General features: G+C 63.6%; 16 protein-coding genes and 1 tRNA gene. 2 read left to right on the plus strand and 15 right to left on the minus strand.

Going from position 1 to position 17,217, the window contains the following annotated elements; translation table 11 throughout:
- Positions 1-4: 4 nt before the first annotated feature.
- The 3 genes from MRBLMS1_RS18675 to MRBLMS1_RS18685 form a co-directional block, all read right to left on the minus strand.
- The gene (locus MRBLMS1_RS18675) at positions 5-442 is read right to left on the minus strand and encodes a hypothetical protein (RefSeq protein WP_485880977.1); all 438 of its coding nucleotides are present in this window, start codon (positions 440-442) and stop codon (positions 5-7) included.
- A complete protein-coding gene (locus tag MRBLMS1_RS18680; RefSeq protein WP_252867093.1) occupies positions 381-992 on the minus strand; it encodes a nucleotidyltransferase domain-containing protein in 612 nt (203 codons plus the stop codon). The genes MRBLMS1_RS18675 and MRBLMS1_RS18680 overlap by 62 nt, the downstream gene beginning before the upstream one ends.
- Before the next feature lie 65 nt (positions 993-1,057).
- A complete protein-coding gene (locus tag MRBLMS1_RS18685; RefSeq protein WP_485880980.1) occupies positions 1,058-1,717 on the minus strand; it encodes a hypothetical protein in 660 nt (219 codons plus the stop codon).
- Positions 1,718-1,865: 148 nt separating this feature from the next.
- Between MRBLMS1_RS18685 and MRBLMS1_RS18690 the strand changes: the two genes are divergently transcribed.
- Positions 1,866-1,942, plus strand: a tRNA-Pro gene (locus MRBLMS1_RS18690).
- Positions 1,943-2,071: 129 nt separating this feature from the next.
- Here MRBLMS1_RS18690 and MRBLMS1_RS18695 read toward each other — a convergent pair.
- The 12 genes from MRBLMS1_RS18695 to MRBLMS1_RS18750 form a co-directional block, all read right to left on the minus strand.
- Positions 2,072-2,992 (minus strand): hydroxymethylglutaryl-CoA lyase, encoded by a 921-nt coding sequence (locus MRBLMS1_RS18695; protein WP_485880982.1) that lies wholly within the window; start codon positions 2,990-2,992, stop codon positions 2,072-2,074.
- A gap of 1 nt (position 2,993) precedes the next feature.
- A complete protein-coding gene (locus MRBLMS1_RS18700; protein WP_485880984.1) occupies positions 2,994-3,926 on the minus strand; it encodes a 2-hydroxyacid dehydrogenase in 933 nt (310 codons plus the stop codon).
- A 10-nt stretch (positions 3,927-3,936) separates the two neighbouring features.
- Positions 3,937-5,964, minus strand: a complete 2,028-nt coding sequence (locus MRBLMS1_RS18705) for an acetyl/propionyl/methylcrotonyl-CoA carboxylase subunit alpha (RefSeq protein WP_485880986.1) — start codon at positions 5,962-5,964, stop codon at positions 3,937-3,939.
- A gap of 160 nt (positions 5,965-6,124) precedes the next feature.
- A complete protein-coding gene (gene bioB, locus MRBLMS1_RS18710; RefSeq protein ID WP_070303144.1) occupies positions 6,125-7,171 on the minus strand; it encodes a biotin synthase BioB in 1,047 nt (348 codons plus the stop codon).
- A 45-nt stretch (positions 7,172-7,216) separates the two neighbouring features.
- Entirely contained in the window at positions 7,217-8,002 is a 786-nt protein-coding gene (gene bioD / locus MRBLMS1_RS18715) for a dethiobiotin synthase (protein WP_485880989.1), read from the minus strand.
- Positions 7,992-9,188, minus strand: coding sequence for an 8-amino-7-oxononanoate synthase (bioF, locus tag MRBLMS1_RS18720; protein ID WP_139092146.1), 1,197 nt, complete (start codon positions 9,186-9,188; stop codon positions 7,992-7,994). Before bioF ends, bioD begins: the two co-directional genes overlap by 11 nt.
- A gap of 1 nt (position 9,189) precedes the next feature.
- Positions 9,190-10,518, minus strand: a complete 1,329-nt coding sequence (bioA, locus tag MRBLMS1_RS18725) for an adenosylmethionine--8-amino-7-oxononanoate transaminase (protein WP_485880992.1) — start codon at positions 10,516-10,518, stop codon at positions 9,190-9,192.
- A gap of 46 nt (positions 10,519-10,564) precedes the next feature.
- Positions 10,565-11,353 carry an enoyl-CoA hydratase/isomerase family protein gene (locus tag MRBLMS1_RS18730; RefSeq protein ID WP_034752440.1) on the minus strand — a complete coding sequence of 263 codons (789 nt, stop codon included), beginning with the start codon at positions 11,351-11,353 and terminating at the stop codon, positions 10,565-10,567.
- Between the two features lie 12 nt (positions 11,354-11,365).
- On the minus strand, positions 11,366-12,988 hold the full coding sequence (locus tag MRBLMS1_RS18735) for a carboxyl transferase domain-containing protein (protein WP_034752436.1): 1,623 nt from the start codon (positions 12,986-12,988) through the stop codon (positions 11,366-11,368).
- Between the two features lie 40 nt (positions 12,989-13,028).
- Entirely contained in the window at positions 13,029-13,472 is a 444-nt protein-coding gene (locus tag MRBLMS1_RS18740) for a YchJ family protein (protein WP_139092149.1), read from the minus strand.
- A gap of 81 nt (positions 13,473-13,553) precedes the next feature.
- A complete protein-coding gene (locus MRBLMS1_RS18745) occupies positions 13,554-14,840 on the minus strand; it encodes a D-amino acid dehydrogenase (protein ID WP_485880995.1) in 1,287 nt (428 codons plus the stop codon).
- An 81-nt stretch (positions 14,841-14,921) separates the two neighbouring features.
- Positions 14,922-16,250 carry a serine hydrolase domain-containing protein gene (locus tag MRBLMS1_RS18750; protein ID WP_485880997.1) on the minus strand — a complete coding sequence of 443 codons (1,329 nt, stop codon included), beginning with the start codon at positions 16,248-16,250 and terminating at the stop codon, positions 14,922-14,924.
- Positions 16,251-16,476: 226 nt separating this feature from the next.
- On the opposite strand from MRBLMS1_RS18750, the gene MRBLMS1_RS18755 reads away from it, so the two are divergent.
- Positions 16,477-17,217, plus strand: coding sequence for a GntR family transcriptional regulator (locus MRBLMS1_RS18755; protein WP_034752424.1), 741 nt, complete (start codon positions 16,477-16,479; stop codon positions 17,215-17,217).

Consider the following 17,217-nt stretch of genomic DNA (forward strand, 5'->3'; position numbering starts at 1 on the left):
GGAATCAGGAGGGCGGTTGGACATCCAGTCCCTTTGCCGCCACGAGTAACCGTTCCACATGTTCGATCAGCTCATCGACAAAGCCTGCCGTGACATCGAGTTCGCCCTCATATTCGGCCAGGTTGCGCTTCTTGTGCGCCTGATTTAACAGCAGCCACTGCTGTGGCGTGAACCCCAGCGTGTGTTCCAGGCTTTGAAAGACCAGATAGCGGTTGTCGCTGCGATAACCATGTTGACGCAGCGCAGACAAGGCGGCCGCATGCGCCGCGTTATATGCCAGGTCGAAGCGGCTTTCCAGTGACAGTATCACCTGCCTGGCATCGTGCAGGCGCACGCTGGCCGAGCGCAGCAAGCCGGCCCGTTCGCGTGCGTCCGGTGGCTCAGCCTTGAGCTGGCCGATGCGTGCCAGATTCGCCAGCGCCTGCGAGCTTGGTGAGTTCATCGTCGCCCCCTTTGACAAAAATCTTGGGCTGTTCGAGGACGCGCACGACGAACGACTTGCCCTCGTCTATTCTTTGCCGCCATTCTTCTGGCGTGTACAAGGTCGGGTTGATGCTGCGCCCCAGCTGCTGCTGTGCTGGCTGCAGTGCTTCCAGCAACTGGGCGTTCGACGCCATGCTGCCAATCAGCATCAGGTCGATATCGCTGTGCGCCTGTTCCGTGCCCTTGGCCATCGAACCGTACACGAAAGCCAGGTCGATTTCCTGCCAATGCGGCTGCAGCGCGACGCGCAGCACATCTGCCACGCCGAAGGTTTTCAGTACGATGCTGCGCAGCTCATCGAATATCGGCGCATCGTGATTTGCCTGGTAATGCTTCTGGTTGCCCACTTTTTTCACCGTGACCAGAGCCGATTTCACCAGCTTGGCCAGCTCGCGTTGCACGGCGCCGGAGCCGATAGCCGCGAAGGCAATGATTTCATTCGCATAGAAAGACCGTTGTGCCTGGCCAAAGAGCAAGGCCAGCACGCGCTGCTGTGTCTTGGAAAACAATGTGTCTGCATAAATACCCATATTGGGTATGTTAGTACCCAATATGGGTATAGTCAAGCCAGCCCTCACCACTTGCAGCCGCTATCCTTCTTGTCCAGCAACATCAACACGGGCGCCAGCAAGCCTGCGCCTGAGTAGGCGGTGCGGCAATCGCCGCGCTTGCCCTGCGCGATGTCGCGCGCCAGCTGGGTTTCCGTTTGCAGCGGCTTGTCGGGGATTTGCCCCACGGCCGTACCCACCTTGGATGGATCGCGCTCGCCGGCCATCTTGCGTGCCGTTTTCCTGGCCGCTTCCATGTCGAACTTTGGCGTTTCCGGGGTTTCTTGCCTGAGGGTATCGGGACTGGCCGCCGGTGTGGCCGGTGATGCCGGCACGACCGTGATGGCTTGCGGGCTCGATGTTGGCGCCGTGGTTGCCGCCGGCGTTTCCCGGGTCGTGGCGAGTTTCGGCTTGCTGATGGGTTTTGGTTCGCGCTTCGGCTTGACGACTTCGACGGGCGGCGGGGGCGGCTTGGCGGCCAGCGGACGTATCCACACGGCGATCGACTCCACACGGGGGGCCGTGTCCGGTGGCGCGGCCGGCTGCACATGGCGCCACAGAGTGATCAATGCGCCATGCAGCAGCAAGGACACGGCGATGCCCAGCACGATGCCGCGGCGCTTCGGCACGGGCTGGCCGCCGCCGCTTGTTTCTATCCTGAACTCCATTGCCGTCGTCGCCTTCATGTCTGATCGGGAAAACTTGCCAAGCCAGTGTCGCATATTTGCGGCATGTTGAAAAATACATGCATCCCAGTGCCGCGCGTAAATAATTTACAGAGAGTTTCACCTGACCCTTGACCGAAGTCGATACGGCCTGTATTATCTTGGTCTTCGGAGTGTGGCGCAGCCCGGTAGCGCACCTGGTTTGGGACCAGGGGGTCCAAGGTTCGAATCCTTGTACTCCGACCAAATTTGTAGAAAAAAGACCCAAGAGTTTCGGCTCTTGGGTCTTTTTTCGTCTGTACTGCCGGGGTCAGACCCCCGGATGTGTTGGCGCAGAGCTTGACGTCAGCGGCATTGAGGGTCTGACCCCAAATTTCAGCCGGCGCGCTTCGCCGCGATGGCATTACCCGCGCGGCTAGATCCCTTGCGCCCCAGCTGCTGCGCGATGAACTGCCCCGCGTCCACCACCAGGTCCAGATCGATGCCGGTGGCGATGCCCAGTCCCTGCATCATGTACAGCACGTCCTCGGTGGCCACGTTGCCGGTGGCGCCCTTGGCGTACGGGCAGCCGCCCAGGCCGGACACGGACGAGTGATAGATGGCGATGCCCGTTTCCAGGCTCGCATAGATATTTGCCAGCGCCTGGCCATAGGTGTCGTGGAAGTGGCCGGACAGCCCGCCCACGTGGAAGGCGGCAATCGCGCGCTCCATTACCGCCTGCGTCTTGCGCGGCGTGGCCACGCCGATGGTGTCGGCGATGTCGATCTCGTCGCAACCGAGGTCGCGCATGCGGCCCACCACGTCGGCCACGGCGTCCAGCGGCACGTCTCCCTGGTAGGGGCAGCCGAAGGCGCAGCTGATGCTGCCGCGCAGGCGCAGGCCGTGTTCCTTGGCCGCTTTCGCCACGCCTTCGAAGCGGGCGATCGATTCGGCGATCGAGCAATTGATGTTCTTTTGCGAGAACGCTTCGGACGCGGAACCGAAGATCACCACTTCATCGGCCTTCGCCGCCAGCGCTGCGTCAAAGCCTTGCATGTTCGGCGTCAGCGCCGAGTAAATCGTGCCGGCGCGGCGCGCGATCTTTTCCATCACTTCCGCGCTGGTGGCCATCTGCGGCACCCATTTCGGCGACACGAAGGACGCCGCCTCGATATTGGCAAAGCCCGCCTGCGTCAGGCGGTCGACCAGTTCGATCTTGACGGCGGCGCTGATGGTTTCCTTCTCGTTTTGCAGGCCGTCGCGCGGGCCCACTTCGACGATCTTGACCTGCTTGGGCAAACTGGCTTGAGCATTCATTTCAATATCCTTGCAAACGGTTGACGATGCCGGCGACAGAGTCTCCGGCTTGCAGGCGGCGCATCTTGGCGGCGATCTGCGCCACGCTTTCGCGGCGCAGGGTGGCGGCCGAAATATGCGGCGTGATGGTGATGCGCGGTTCTTGCCAGAACGGGTGCTGCTGCGGCAGCGGCTCGTTGCGGAACACGTCCAGGGTCGCCCCGGCGATATGGCCGGAGCGGATCAGCGTCAGCAAATCGGGTTCGGCGATATGCGCGCCGCGTGCCACGTTGATGACGTAGGCGCCTGGCAGCAGCATCGACAGGCGCGCGCGGTCGAGCAGGTTATGCGTCTCTGGCGTGAGCGGCAGCATGCACACGAGCACGCGCGTGCCGCGCAAAAATGCTTCGAGTCCCTCGTCGCCCGCGAAACACGCCACGCCATCGGCGTGCTTGCGGCTGCGGCTCCAGCCCCGCAAAGGGAACTCGAACTGCGCCAGCGCTTCGAGCACGCGCGTGCCCAGCACGCCCATGCCCAGCACGCCGACGGGGAAATCCGTCTTGTCGAAGGCAGGCAGCGGCTGCCAGATGCCGGCGCGGCCCTGCGCCTCGTAATCGTCGAAACGGCGGAAGTGGCGCAGCACGGCATGGCTTACATATTCGGCCATCTGCACGCCCATGCCCGCGTCATCGAGGCGGACCAGTGGCACGTGGGCCGGCAGCGCGTCGCCAAACTTCAACAGCGCGTCGACGCCGGCGCCCGTGTTGAAGATGGCTTTGACCTTGGCCAGTTCGGGCAGCATGGCGGCGGGCGGCTGCCACACGACGGCGTAGTCGCATGGTTCAACCGCTTCGCCTTCGCGCCAGAAGACAATCTCGGCTTCGGGCAGCAAGTCGCGGAAGTCGCTGATCCACCCCGCTTCCTTGCCGTCCGAACGTTGTAACAGGATGCGCATGTGCTTACCCTTATGCGGCAGCCTTGAAGGCCAGCAGCGGCGCACCATCGGCCACCTGGTCGCCGACCGCATACAGCACGTCTTCCACCAGGCCATCGTGCGGCGCGGCGATCGTGTGCTCCATTTTCATCGCTTCCATGATGACCAGAGGCTCGCCCTTCTTGACGTCCTGGCCCTTGTTCACCAGCACGGCGACGACCTTGCCCGGCATCGGCGCCGTCAGGCGGCCGCCCTCCGCTTCCACTTCGCCCGCATGCGCCATCGGGTCGTTGTAATGCAAGGTATGGTGCAAGCCGCCGGTAAATACGTGGAACTGCTCGCCGTCGCGCAGCACGGTGCCATGCACGGCACGCTCACCGAGCTTGATATGCAGCTCGTTGCCTGTGCGCGCCGTCAGGCTCAAGGGCTGGCCGTTGAACAGCCAGCCATCCGTTTTGTAGGCAACGCGCGCTGCGTAGGCCTTGCCCTCGCCAGCCAAGGTGAATTCATCGGCGAACGACAGGCTGCGACCCAGGGTGCTGTTCAGACGCCAGCCCAGGGCATTGCCCCACGGGTCGGCGCGGTTGGCCGATTGCGTTTCGGCCGCCGCTTTTTCTTCCAGCAGCAGGGCGACGGACGCCAGCGCCAGGGCCGTGTCAGGCGCCGCCTGCAGGGCGGGGAACAGCGACGCCTGATTGCGCTCGATGAGGCCCGTGTCGAGGTCCGCGCTGGCAAATGCCTGGCCTTCGACCAGGCGTTTCAAGAAGGCGATATTGCTGGCCAGGCCGACGATCTGGTAGTCGGACAGCGCCTGCGCCATGCGCGCCAGCGCTTCGCGGCGGTCCGCGCCCCAGACGATCAGCTTGGCGATCATCGGATCATAGAATGGCGAGATCGCGTCGCCTTCGCGCACGCCCGAATCGATACGCACGGACGCCGGCACCACCGTGCCACCGAGTTCGAACGTGACGGCCGATGGCGACTGCATGTGGCGCAGGGTGCCGATCGACGGCAAAAAGCCCTTCTCCGGATTTTCCGCATAGATGCGCGCTTCGATGGCGTGGCCGTGGATCGTCAATTCGCTCTGTTTTTTCGGCAGCGGTTCGCCAAAGGCGACGCGCAACTGCCATTCCACCAGGTCGGTGCCGGTGATCATCTCCGTCACCGGGTGCTCGACCTGCAGGCGCGTGTTCATCTCCATGAAGTAGAACGAGCCATCCTGGTTGGCGATGAATTCCACCGTGCCCGCACCCACGTAGCCGACGGCCTTGGCGGCGGCGACGGCCGCTTCGCCCATGGCGGCGCGGCGTTCGGCTGGCATGCCCGGCGCCGGGGCTTCTTCCAGCACCTTTTGGTGACGGCGCTGCACCGAGCAATCGCGCTCGAACAAATAAATGCAGTTGCCCAGGGTATCGGCAAACACCTGGATTTCGATATGCCGCGGACGCGACAGGTATTTTTCGGCCAGCACCTTGTCGTCGCCGAAAGAGCTGATCGCTTCGCGCTTGCACGAGGCCAGCGCGGCCTTGAAATCATCGGAATGCTCGATGACGCGCATGCCCTTGCCGCCGCCACCGGCCGAGGCTTTCAGCAGCACCGGGTAGCCGATCTTGTCGGCCTGCCCGTGCAGGAAGTCCGCATCCTGTTCGTCGCCGTGGTAGCCGGGCACCAGCGGCACATTGGCTTTTTCCATCAGCGACTTGGCGGCCGACTTCGAGCCCATGGCGCGCATGGCCGATGCCGGCGGGCCGATGAAGACGAGGCCCGCAGCGTGGCAGGCGTCGGCAAAGTCGGCGTTCTCGGACAGGAAACCATAGCCTGGGTGGATCGCCTGCGCACCTGTCGCCAGCGCCACGGTGATGATCTTGTCGCCGCACAGATAGCTTTCCTTGGCCGGCGCAGGGCCGATCAACACGGCTTCGTCGCACACGGCGACGTGCTTGGCATTGGCGTCCGCTTCCGAATATACGGCGACGGTCTGGATGCCCATGCGGCGCGCGGTAGCGGCGACACGGCAAGCGATTTCGCCGCGGTTGGCGATCAGGATTTTAGTGAACATGGTCTCTCTCTATTCTCTCAAAAAGGGGCAGCTGTCTCTTGGCGGACCTTGTCTGCTGGTGTGTCGGTTTACGCGCTTTGCGCCAAGCCGACCTACGCATTGGTGAGGCGGTATTCGTAGGTCGGGTTAGCCGGCACGGCGTAACCCGACAAGGCTGTCATCAGCAGCCGCACTTCTCTTTCTGTACCGATTCGAGCATGGCGCCGCGCGTCTGCAAGCCCAGTTTGCCGAGCAAGACGCGGTCGTCTTCCGCTTCCGGGTTGTCGGTGGTGAGCAGCTTGTCGCCGTAGAAGATGGAGTTGGCGCCAGCCAGGAAGCACATCGCCTGCACGGCTTCGCCCATCTGGCGGCGGCCGGCCGACAAGCGCACGCGCGCTTTCGGCATGGTGATGCGGGCCACGGCGATCGTGCGCACGAATTCGAACGGGTCCAGCGCTTCCAGGCCAAACAACGGCGTGCCTTCCACCTGCACCAGGTGGTTGACGGGCACCGATTCCGGATACGGATTCAGATTGGCCAGCTGGGCGATCAGGCCCGCGCGCTGCAGACGCGTCTCGCCCATGCCGACGATGCCGCCGCAGCATACTTTCAAGCCCGCTTCGCGCACGCGGCCCAGGGTATCCAGGCGATCCTGGTATTCGCGCGTCGAGATGACGTTGTCGTAGAACTCGGGCGCCGTATCGAGGTTGTGGTTATAGAAATCCAGGCCCGCGTTTTTCAGGCGGTCCGCTTGTCCCTCTTCCAGCATGCCCAGGGTGGCGCAGGTTTCCAGGCCCAGCGCTTTGACTTTGCTGACCATCTCTTCGACTTTGTCCATGTCGCGGTCTTTCGGGCCGCGCCAGGCGGCGCCCATGCAGAAGCGCGTGGCGCCATTGGCTTTCGCCTGGCGGGCCGCGTCGAGCACCGTGTCGATGTCGAGGATTTTTTTCGCTTCCACGCCCGTGTCGTAGCGGGCCGCCTGCGGGCAGTAGCCGCAGTCTTCCTCGCAGCCGCCCGTCTTGATCGACAACAGGGTCGCCAGTTCCACGTCGCCATCGGGGAAGTTGGCGCGGTGGGTTTGCTGGGCCTTGAACATCAGGTCATTGAAAGGCAGGTCGAACAGGGCCAGCACATCATCGATGGGCCAGGTGGCCGCTTCGGGCAGGGTGATGCGCGCCGCAGGGCGGTGCAGTTCGACGGTTTTTGCTGCTTCTTGGACTACGGACATGGTGATTCCTTCGCTTCTATTTTTTAGCTACGTTAAGTGTTCGGTTTAATTCTGCTGCGCCGGCCAGTTGGGCAAGCCGGTGAAATCGAGATACGCGGCCGCCGCTTTCGCGCTCGGGTGCGCCAGGCGCGGTACCCTGCCCAGCAGCGGCGCCGGGATGCGCTCGATCAGCGCATCGATATTTTCGTCGAGGAAGCGCATTTCCACTTCCAGCGTGTTGGCGACCCAGCCGATCACCGTCAAACCGCGCGCTTCGACGGCTTCCACCGTCAGCAAAGCCTGGCTGATGCAGCCCAAACGCATGCCGACCACGAGGATCACGGGCAGATCGAGCTGCTGCGCCAGGTCGGCCGAATCGAAATCGCTGGAGAGCGGCACGCGGAAGCCGCCCACGCCTTCGACCACGACGGCGTCCGAGGCGGCGGCGATTTCCAGGTAGGCGGCCAGGATCGGCACGGACTCGATGCTGACGCCTTCAAGCGCGGCGGCGATGTGCGGCGCGGCTGGTTCTTTCAGCATGTAGGGCGTCGTCAGGCTGCGCAGCATGGTGACGTTGCCGGCGGCGATCAGGCTGTCGGCATCTTCATTATGCAGTTCGCCGTCGCGCATTTCGGCGCCGGCAGCCACGGGCTTCATGCCGCAGGCGCGCACGCCGCGCGCGACCAGCGCGTGCAGCAGGGCCGACGAGGTCAGGGTCTTGCCGATTTCCGTGTCGGTGCCGGTGACGAAACAGGCAAAGCGCGATGGCAGGCCGGTGGTGGCCGGCGCCGGCTGCACGGCCGGCGCCAGGTCCGCCAGCACGTCCGCCACGATAGGATCATCAAGGCTCATGGCGAGTCCTTTCCAGGGTGTTGACTGCGTTGATCAATTGCGCCACTTCCTGCGCCGTGTGGCCGGCCGACAGGGTCACGCGCAGGCGTGCCGACCCCGCTGGCACGGTGGGCGGGCGGATGGCGCCGACCCACAGTCCCTGCTGGTACAGTTGGGCTGCGACGGCCAGCATGTCCGCATTTTCGCCGATGATGACGGGCTGGATGGCGGTCACCGACGGCAAGGCTTGCCAGCGCCGCAGCTGCAAGCCCTCGTTCCATTGCGCCACCAGCGCCGCCAGGTGAGCCCGGCGTTGTTTTCCTTCTTCCCCGGCGATGATGTCCAGGCTGGCCAAGAGCGCATGCGCGAGCGCGGGGGCTGCTGCCGTGGTGAAGATGTAGGGGCGCGCCTTCTGGATCAGGGTGTCGATCACGGCTTCGTGCGCGCACACAAAGGCGCCGCCCACGCCGGCCGATTTGCCCAGGGTGCCCACATACACGAGGTAGGGCGAACGCAGATTGAAATGTTCGAGCGCACCACGGCCAGCGGCGCCCAGCGCGCCGAAGCCGTGCGCATCGTCGACCACCAGCCAGGCGCCATAGCGCTCGCACAGGGCCAGCAGCGCGGGCAGCGGCGCCAGGTCGCCGTCCATGCTGAAGACGCTGTCGGTGACGACGATTTTCGTCTGTGCCGTGCTGGCCGCCAGCAGGGCCGTCAGGGCATCGAGGTCGGCGTGCGGATACACGCGCGTCTTGACGCGGGCCAGGCGCGTGCCGTCGATCAGCGAAGCGTGGTTCAGCGCTTCCGAGAAAATCTCGGCGTCCGGATCGCCCGCCGACAAGGCGGTGAGCACAGCCAGATTAGCCATGTAGCCGGTGCAGAAATACAGGGCGCGCGCCTGTTCCAGGTTGGCGCCCACGAAAGTGGCCAGCCGCTCTTCCAGCTGCGCGTGGGCGCGGCTGTGGCCGCTGATCAGGTGCGAAGCGCCGCTGCCGGCGCCATACAGGTCGGCGCCCTCTTTCAACGCTTCCACGATGCGCGGATGCGCGGCCAGGCCCAGGTAGTCATTGCTGCAAAAGGCCAGCATGTCGCGGCCATCGACCGTCAGGCGCGGCGCGCATGGCGTGTCGACGGTGCGGCGGCGGCGGATCAGGCTACGTTCTTCCAGCCCTTGCAGCTGCTGTTGCAATCGCGCGATCAGTTCCATCTCAGGCCCCGATCACATGATTGAAGACGGCCAGCGTTTGCTGGCCCAGGCCCGCGATTTCCTCGTCGTCGAGGATGTACGGCGGCATCAGGTAGACGGTGGAGCCGATGGGGCGCATCAACAGTTCATGTTCCAGCCCCGTGCTGAAGAAACGGCGCGAAAAATCGGGCGCCGCGTTCACCGCATCGAAGGCCCAGATCATGCCCTGCTGGCGGAAGTGTTTTACGCGCTCGTGCTGCGCCAGCGGCGCCAGGGCTTGCGTGATTTTTTCGGCGCGCACGCGGTTGGCCGCCAGCACATCGTCTTCCTCGAAAATCGACAAGGTCGCCAGCGCCGCGCGGCAGGCCAGCGGGTTGCCCGTGTACGAATGCGAGTGCAAAAAGCCGCGGCGCACGTCGGTGCTGTAGAACGCCTGGTAGATGTCTTCGCGCGTCATCACGAGGGACAGCGGCAAATAGCCGCCGCTGATGCCCTTGGAGAGACAGACGAAATCGGGCCAGATGCCGGCCTGCTCGCACGCAAAGAAGGTGCCCGTGCGGCCGCAGCCGACGGCGATTTCGTCGAGTATCAAATGGACTTGATAACGGTCGCACAGGGCGCGCACCAGGGACAGGTACAGCGGGTCGTGCATGGCCATGCCGGTCGCGCATTGCACCAGCGGCTCGATGATGATGGCGGCGATCTTGTCGGCTTTTTGCTGGAACAGCTGCTCGACTTCGGCGGCCGCGCGGCGCGCCACGTCCTCGGCGGTCTCGCCCTCGGCTGCCTGGCGGAAGTCGGGCGACATCACCGTCTGCGTGGCGCGCAGCAGGGGGCCGTAGGCATCCTTGAACAGGGCCACGTCGGTGACGGCGAGGGCGCCGATGGTTTCGCCGTGGTAGCTGCCTTTCAGGCAGACGAATTCCTGTTTCTCGCTCTTGCCGCTGTTGCGCCATGCGTGAAAACTCATTTTCAGGGCGATTTCCACGGCCGACGCTCCGTCGGAAGCGTAAAAGCTGTGGCCAAGCACGCCGCCGGTTAATGCGGAGAGTTTTTCCGACAGCTCGATCACCGGTTCATGCGTGAAACCGGCCAGCATCGCGTGTTCCAGGCGGTCCAGCTGGTCCTTGAGTTCCGCATTGATGCGCGGATTCGCATGGCCGAACAGGTTCACCCACCAGGAGCTGATGGCGTCCAGGTAGCGTCGGCCGTCGTGGTCATACAGCCAGGCGCCGCGGCCATGGCTGACGGGGATGAGCGGTACAGTCTCGTGGTGCTGCATTTGCGTGCACGGATGCCACACGCTGCGCAGACTGCGTTCGGCCCAGCCCGATTGTTTTTCTGCTTTCAAAACTGCTCCAATGATTTCTTAGTCCATGGGCTTTGGACTATTTTAACTAGCCCATGAGCCAACTCGGCTTGCGCTTGTCGAGGAACGATTGCACGCCTTCGCGGCCCTGCTCCGAGGCGCGGATCTGCGCGATGCGCTCGGCCGTGTCGGCCAGCAGCGCGTCATCGACCGGCTGGCCAACGATCTCGCGCACCAGCATTTTCGCTTGCGCCACGGCGTGCGGGCTGTTGCCCGTCAGCGCTTTGAGCACCTCGGCGGTTTTCGCGTCCAGCGCGCTTGCCTCGACTACCTCGTGGGCAAAGCCGATGCGTAGCGCTTCCTGAGCGGAGAATCGCTCCGCGGTCAGGAAATAGCGGCGTGCCGCGTTTTCGCCCATGGCCTTGATGACATACGGTGAAATAGTGGCCGGGATCAGTCCCAGGCGCACCTCGCTCAGGCAGAAATGCACGTCTTCCGCAGCCAGAATGATATCGCATGCGGCGACGAGGCCCATGCCGCCCGCATAACAGTCGCCCTGGATCTTCGCCACGACGGGCTTGGGGCACAGGTAAATCGTGCGCAGCATCTGCGCCAGCTGCAGCGCGTCGGCCTGGTTTTCGGCATGCGTGTAGCCGGCCATCTTCTTCATCCAGTTCAGGTCCGCACCGGCGCAAAAGGCCGCGCCATTCGCCGCCAGCACGATGGCGCGCACCATGTCGCTGCGTCCCAGGCCCTCGAAGGCGCGCGCCAGTTCGGCGATCGTCGTCTCGTTGAAGGCATTGCGTACGTCGGGACGGTTCAGGGTCACGGTGGCGACATTGCCCTCGATGACCAGCTTTAAGGTTTCAAATTCCATGGTCTTCTCCCCTTACATGCGGAATACGCCGAACTTCGTGTCCGGGATCTCGGCGTTGAGCGCGGCCGACAGGCCCAGGCCCAGCACCATGCGGGTGTCGGCCGGGTCGATCACGCCATCGTCCCACAGGCGCGCGGTGGCATAGTAGGGGTGGCCCTGGTGTTCGTATTGATCCTTGATCGGCTGCTTGAAGGCCGCTTCCTCGTCCGCGCTCCACTGCCCGCCCTTGCCCTCGATGCCGTCGCGCTTGACGGTCGCCAGCACAGAAGCGGCCTGGTCGCCGCCCATGACGGAGATGCGCGCATTGGGCCACATCCACATGAAACGCGGGGAAAACGCGCGGCCGCACATGCCGTAGTTACCGGCGCCGAAGCTGCCGCCGATGATGACCGTGAACTTCGGCACGGCGGCCGTCGCGACAGCGGTCACCATCTTGGCGCCGTTGCGGGCGATGCCCTCGTTTTCGTACTTGCGGCCCACCATGAAGCCCGTGATATTTTGCAGGAAGACGAGCGGGATCTTGCGCTGGCAGCATAATTCGATGAAATGCGTGCCTTTCAGCGCCGATTCCGAGAACAAGATGCCATTGTTGGCGATGATGCCGACTTTGACCCCATAGATATGCGCAAAGCCGCAGATCAGGGTGGTGCCGTAGCGGGCCTTGAATTCGTCGAAATCGCTGCCGTCGACGATGCGCGCAATGACTTCGCGCACGTCGAACGGCTTGCGCGTATCGACGGGGATCACGCCATACAGTTCCTGCGTCGGGTATTTCGGCTCGACGGACTCGCGCAGCGCCATCTGCTGCGGCTTGGTGCGGTTCAGGTTCGAGACGATGGTGCGCGCCAGCGACAGCGCATGCAGATCATTCTGCGCCAGGTGGTCGACCACGCCGGACAAGCGCGTGTGCACGTCGCCGCCGCCCAGGTCTTCAGCCGTCACCACTTCACCTGTCGCCGCTTTCACCAGCGGCGGGCCGCCGAGGAAAATCGTGCCCTGCTCCTTGACGATGATCGATTCATCGCTCATGGCCGGCACGTAGGCGCCGCCGGCCGTGCAAGAACCCATCACGACGGCGATTTGCGGGATGCCCTTGGCCGATAGATTCGCCTGGTTGTAGAAGATGCGGCCGAAATGGTCGCGGTCGGGAAAGACGTCGTCCTGGTTCGGCAGGTTGGCGCCGCCCGAATCGACCAGGTAAATGCAGGGCAGGTTGTTCTGGTCGGCGATTTCCTGGGCGCGCAAGTGTTTTTTCACCGTCATCGGATAATACGTGCCGCCCTTGACCGTAGCGTCGTTACAGACGATGACGCATTCCTGGCCCGAGACCCGGCCGATGCCGGTGATGATGCCGGCGGCGGGCGCCGCATCGACGCCCTTGGCGTCCTGGTACATGGCGTAGGCCGCCATCTGGGAAAACTCGAGGAAGGGCGTGCCGGGATCGAGCAGCATCTGCACTCTGTCGCGCGGCAGCAGTTTGCCGCGCGCCAGGTGCTTGGCGGCAGCCGCTTCGCCGCCGCCGGCCGCGATCTTTTCCACCTTGTCGCGCAAATCGTCGACGATGGCTTGCATGGCCGCGGCATTGGCCTTGAAATCTTCACTGCGCGGATTGAGTTTGCTTTCGATGTGCGGCATTGCGGTTCCTTTTTATTATCGCCCGGTCTCTCGGGTCGCGCTATTCGGGAAAACTGCCGTCGAGATAAAACCAGCGCATGCCACCGTCACCAGCTTCACGCACAAAGCGGCTCACTTCATGCAGGCGGTGCGCGCGGCCGTTGACCTTGTAGCGGGCCACGAATTCGACGCTGTCGCGATGTATCTCTTCGGCTTGATCGTCTGATTCTGCTTTACGTTGACGTAAACGTAAAGCAGATTTTACCTCAAGTCCCAGCCAGTGGACTTTTTCTTCTTCGGCAAATAAAGCGTCGGTGGGACGGGTGCTGGCATGCCAGGTGGCAAGCAGATACGGTTCGTCGCGCAAGGTAAACGCCGTGTAGCGCGAACGCATCAGCGTTTCGGCCGTCGGCGGCAAGGCGTCGCCCGCGATATACGGGCCACAGCAGCTGGCGTAGGAGGCGCCGCCACAGGGGCAGGCGGCAGATGTCGAGGGTGTGGGCATGCGCTGGCAAATAGGGGAACGGAAAAGTTCCGCAATTATCCGCCATAACGGCGGCGCTGGTCGCCGCTGCCGCCGGTCCGCCTATTTTTTAGGCACGAGGAAGTCCAGCGCGAACGGCGGCGCCTTGCCGGCCATCAGGTCGGCCAGGATGCGCGCCGTGCCGGCCGCAAAGGTAAAGCCCAGCGGACCATGGCCCACGTTCAGCCACAAGTTCGCCACTTTGCTGGCGCCCACCAGCGGCGCGCTGTTCGGCGTGGCGGGGCGCAGGCCGGCCCAAGCCGTGGCCTGGTCGTAGTCGGCGCCGTGCGGCATGGCTTCGCGCGCCAGCCGCGTCAGGCCGGCGATGCGGCCCCAGTCGATGCTGTTGTCGGCGCCCACCATGTCGACCATGGCGGCGACGCGCAGGTCGCCACCGATGCGCGCATACAGCACCTTGCGTTCGAAATCCGTGATGCTGATCGCGGGCGCACGGTGCTGGGCGCGGATGGGCGCCGTCAGGCTGTAGCCCTTCAATGGATACAGGGGCAGGTAAATGCCTGCCGTGGCGGCCAGGTCGCGGCTCTGGATGCCGGCCGCCAGCACGTAGTGATCCGCTTGCAACAGGCCCAGGCTGGTGTCGACGCCCGTGATCCTGCCCTTGTGCATGACGAGGCGGCGCGCCTCGCCTTTTAACAAGAGCGAACAATTCGGGTGCTGCAGCAGGCGCGCTTCCAGCGCCAGGCAAAAGGCGTGGCAATCGGCCACCGCTTCGCCCTGCGTAAAGATGCCGCCCGCCAGGGAACCCTGCAAGGCGGCCAGCGCCGGTTCGCGCTGCACGGCTTCCGTCGGAGACAAGACGACACGTGCCTCTTCCGATTCGGGCCGCGCCACGGCACGCTGGAAGATGGCGGGAGAGCGGTAGACGATGAGCTTGCCCGCATCGCGGCGGGCATACGCTTCGGGCGGCACCGTCAATTCCAGTTGCGCCATGCCGGCGCGGCTCCATTCTCCCAGTTGCAGCAGCTTGGCCGTCGTGCGGGCATTGCTGGCGCTGTTGCAATTGCGCAGGAAACTGGCCATCCAGCGCCATTGGCGCCAGTCGGCCTCGGGGCGGAAGCGCAGCGGACCGTCTTTCTGCAGCAGCCATTGCAGGGCCTTGAAGGGCACGCCCGCGTCCGCCAGCGGTGCTACATAGCGATAGCTGAGCTGGCCGCCATTGCGGTAGCTGGCGGCGATCGCCACTTGCTCATTGCGTTCCAATAAGGTGACCTTGTAGCCGGCCTCGGCCAGCCACCAGGCCGATGTCAGACCGACGACGCCGCCGCCGATGATGATGACTTGTTGCTGCATGTTGCCTCGCTGCGTTGCGCTCCCATGGTGCGGGAGCATTCGGGAAGAGCTTAGAGGCTGGCCGCCAACGCAGCCAATGAAACATCATGGTGCAGCCATAACTTTCAGGAATGCACCATTTCAATGCAAGGATAGATTGTTGTCCATCGCACCACGGTATAGCGCGGTGAGTATCCGTTCCTCGCTGCGCCCCATGGCGGAATACGTGCCCGGATACTGCTCGGGATCGCTGCCCGTGCCGCCTACCAGCATCACCATGCCGTTCCTGTTTTTGAAATCGAGCACGAAGGCGGAGACGAGGCCATACGCGTCGCCCAGGTGGCCTACGGCCGTGAAGCTGGCGCCCTCAACCAGACGGTTGCCCTGCCCCGCCACCGCATCGAACTGCTGGTTGCCCAGGCCCCAGGCGCGGTACAGGCCCCGTTCGCTGTCGCCATTGCCGCCATCGGGCGCCAGCTGCCATTGGGGGCCAAACATCAAGGCGATGCTGGCCGGCTGCAACAGTTGCTGATGTTGGTAGCGGCCACCGTCGAGCAGCATCTGCATGACCTTGCCCAATCCCGCGGCGGAAATGCGCAAGCCGCCCGTGGGACTGAAGACGGTGGCGTTGCTGCCGATCACATAGTTGGCCAGGCCAGACGGCGGGCGTGCATGAAAATCGTCGGCTTGCGCGATCCACGACCCTTGCGGCTGCCAGGTTTCCGTGTCCAAGGTGCGCTTGCGGTACAGGGTGGCCGTATTCGCCACGTCTTCCGTGGAAAATGCGGCCGGATGATAGCCGCCGCGCACATCGAGGGGATCGAGCAGCAAGCGCCGCATCAGCAAGTCGAAGCGCTCGCCCGTGACTTTTTCCATCACCGTGCCGATCACGCCCCAGTTCAGGTTGGCGTACGTGAAATAGCGGCTCGGCGCCGTTTGCTTGTCCCACATGGTGTCGCCGCCGGCCGTAAACACGTCGCGCAGGCTGCGTTCGGGACCCCAGGCATAGCCGCCTGCGTCGCGCAGCGAGGAGGTGTGGCTGAGCAGGCTGCGCAAGGTCAACGGTTGTTGGGGGAAATGCGGGTTGCGCAGGGAAAAGCCCAGATAGATGCCCACGTCCTGATCCAGGCTCAGCTTGCCCTGCTCGACCAGCCGCATCAACCCCAGTGTGGTCATCATCTTCGAAACCGAGGCGATGCGGAACAGGGTGGCCGGCGTCACGGGCAAGCTGTCCGCCGGCGTGGCGCCGATGTGCCGGTAGCCAAATTGTTGCTCATACGACACCTTGCCGTGGCGTATGGCCAGCACGGACAGGCTGGCCAGCGGGTGGAGCGGATCATCAACGATGGCCGATAGCGTGGCATCGAGCGCGCGCTGCTGGTCCTTGCCGCCACCGGGCGGGGCGGCCAGTGCGCTCCAGGTCGTGCCCAGCAGCAGCAAGCCCAGCAAACCCGTCATTTTATTGTGCATGTTTCCCTGTTCACGGCGTAGTGGAGGCATCGCCAGCATAGGGCGGGATGCTTCACGACGCCAATGAAAATTGCTTATTTATCTATAATGCAAAGCTATACGTACGGTAAAACATTGTTTTTTTAAGTGTATAACCGTTATTTATGGCCATTTTCCATTTATTCATGGGTGGACGGGCTACGCACAAGCGCCATCGCTATTACACTAGGAGGACAAGGAGAACTGTATGAGCCAGACCAGCGTAGAACTCAAGGTCGATTTAAATGACAATTCGCCTTTATATATGCAGATCGCCCGCAAGTTGAGCGATGACGTACGCAACGGCCGCTACCAGGTAGACCAGGCCCTGCCATCCGAACGTACCCTGTCCGAACTGCTTGACGTATCGCGCGTGACTGCCCGCAAGGCCATCGACCAGCTCGTCGAGCAAGGTCTCGTCGTGCGCCGCCGCGGTTCGGGCAACTATATTGCCCCGCGCATCGAGCAGCCGCTGTCGAACCTGTCGAGCTTTTCCGAGCAGCTGCAGCAGCGCGGCTACCGCCCCGGCTCGCGCTGGCTCAAGCGTGAAGTCGTCATCGCCAGCAGCGATGAACAGCTGAGCCTGGGCCTGGCGCAGAACACGAAAGTGGCGCGCCTCGAGCGCTTGCGCCTGGCCGACGACGTGGTGATGGCGTATGAAGTGAGCGTGCTGCCCTTCAGCGTGGTGCCGGACCCGGACGCCATGGGCGATTCGCTGTATGAATACTTGAGCAGCATCAAGAAGGCCCCCGTGCGCGCCTTGCAGCACATCCGCGCCATGAATGCGACGGACGTGCTGGCCAAGCAACTGGGTATCCCCGATGGCCAGGCCGTGCTGTTCATCACGCGCATCGCCTACCTGGAGACGGGCGAAGCGGTGGAACTCACGCATTCGTATTGCCGCAGCGACCATTACGATTTCGTGGCGGAAATGCGCCGCGCGCCATAA

Source organism: Massilia sp. LMS1-1-1.1, from assembly GCF_040815535.1.
Lineage (GTDB): Bacteria > Pseudomonadota > Gammaproteobacteria > Burkholderiales > Burkholderiaceae_D > Janthinobacterium > Janthinobacterium aestuarii.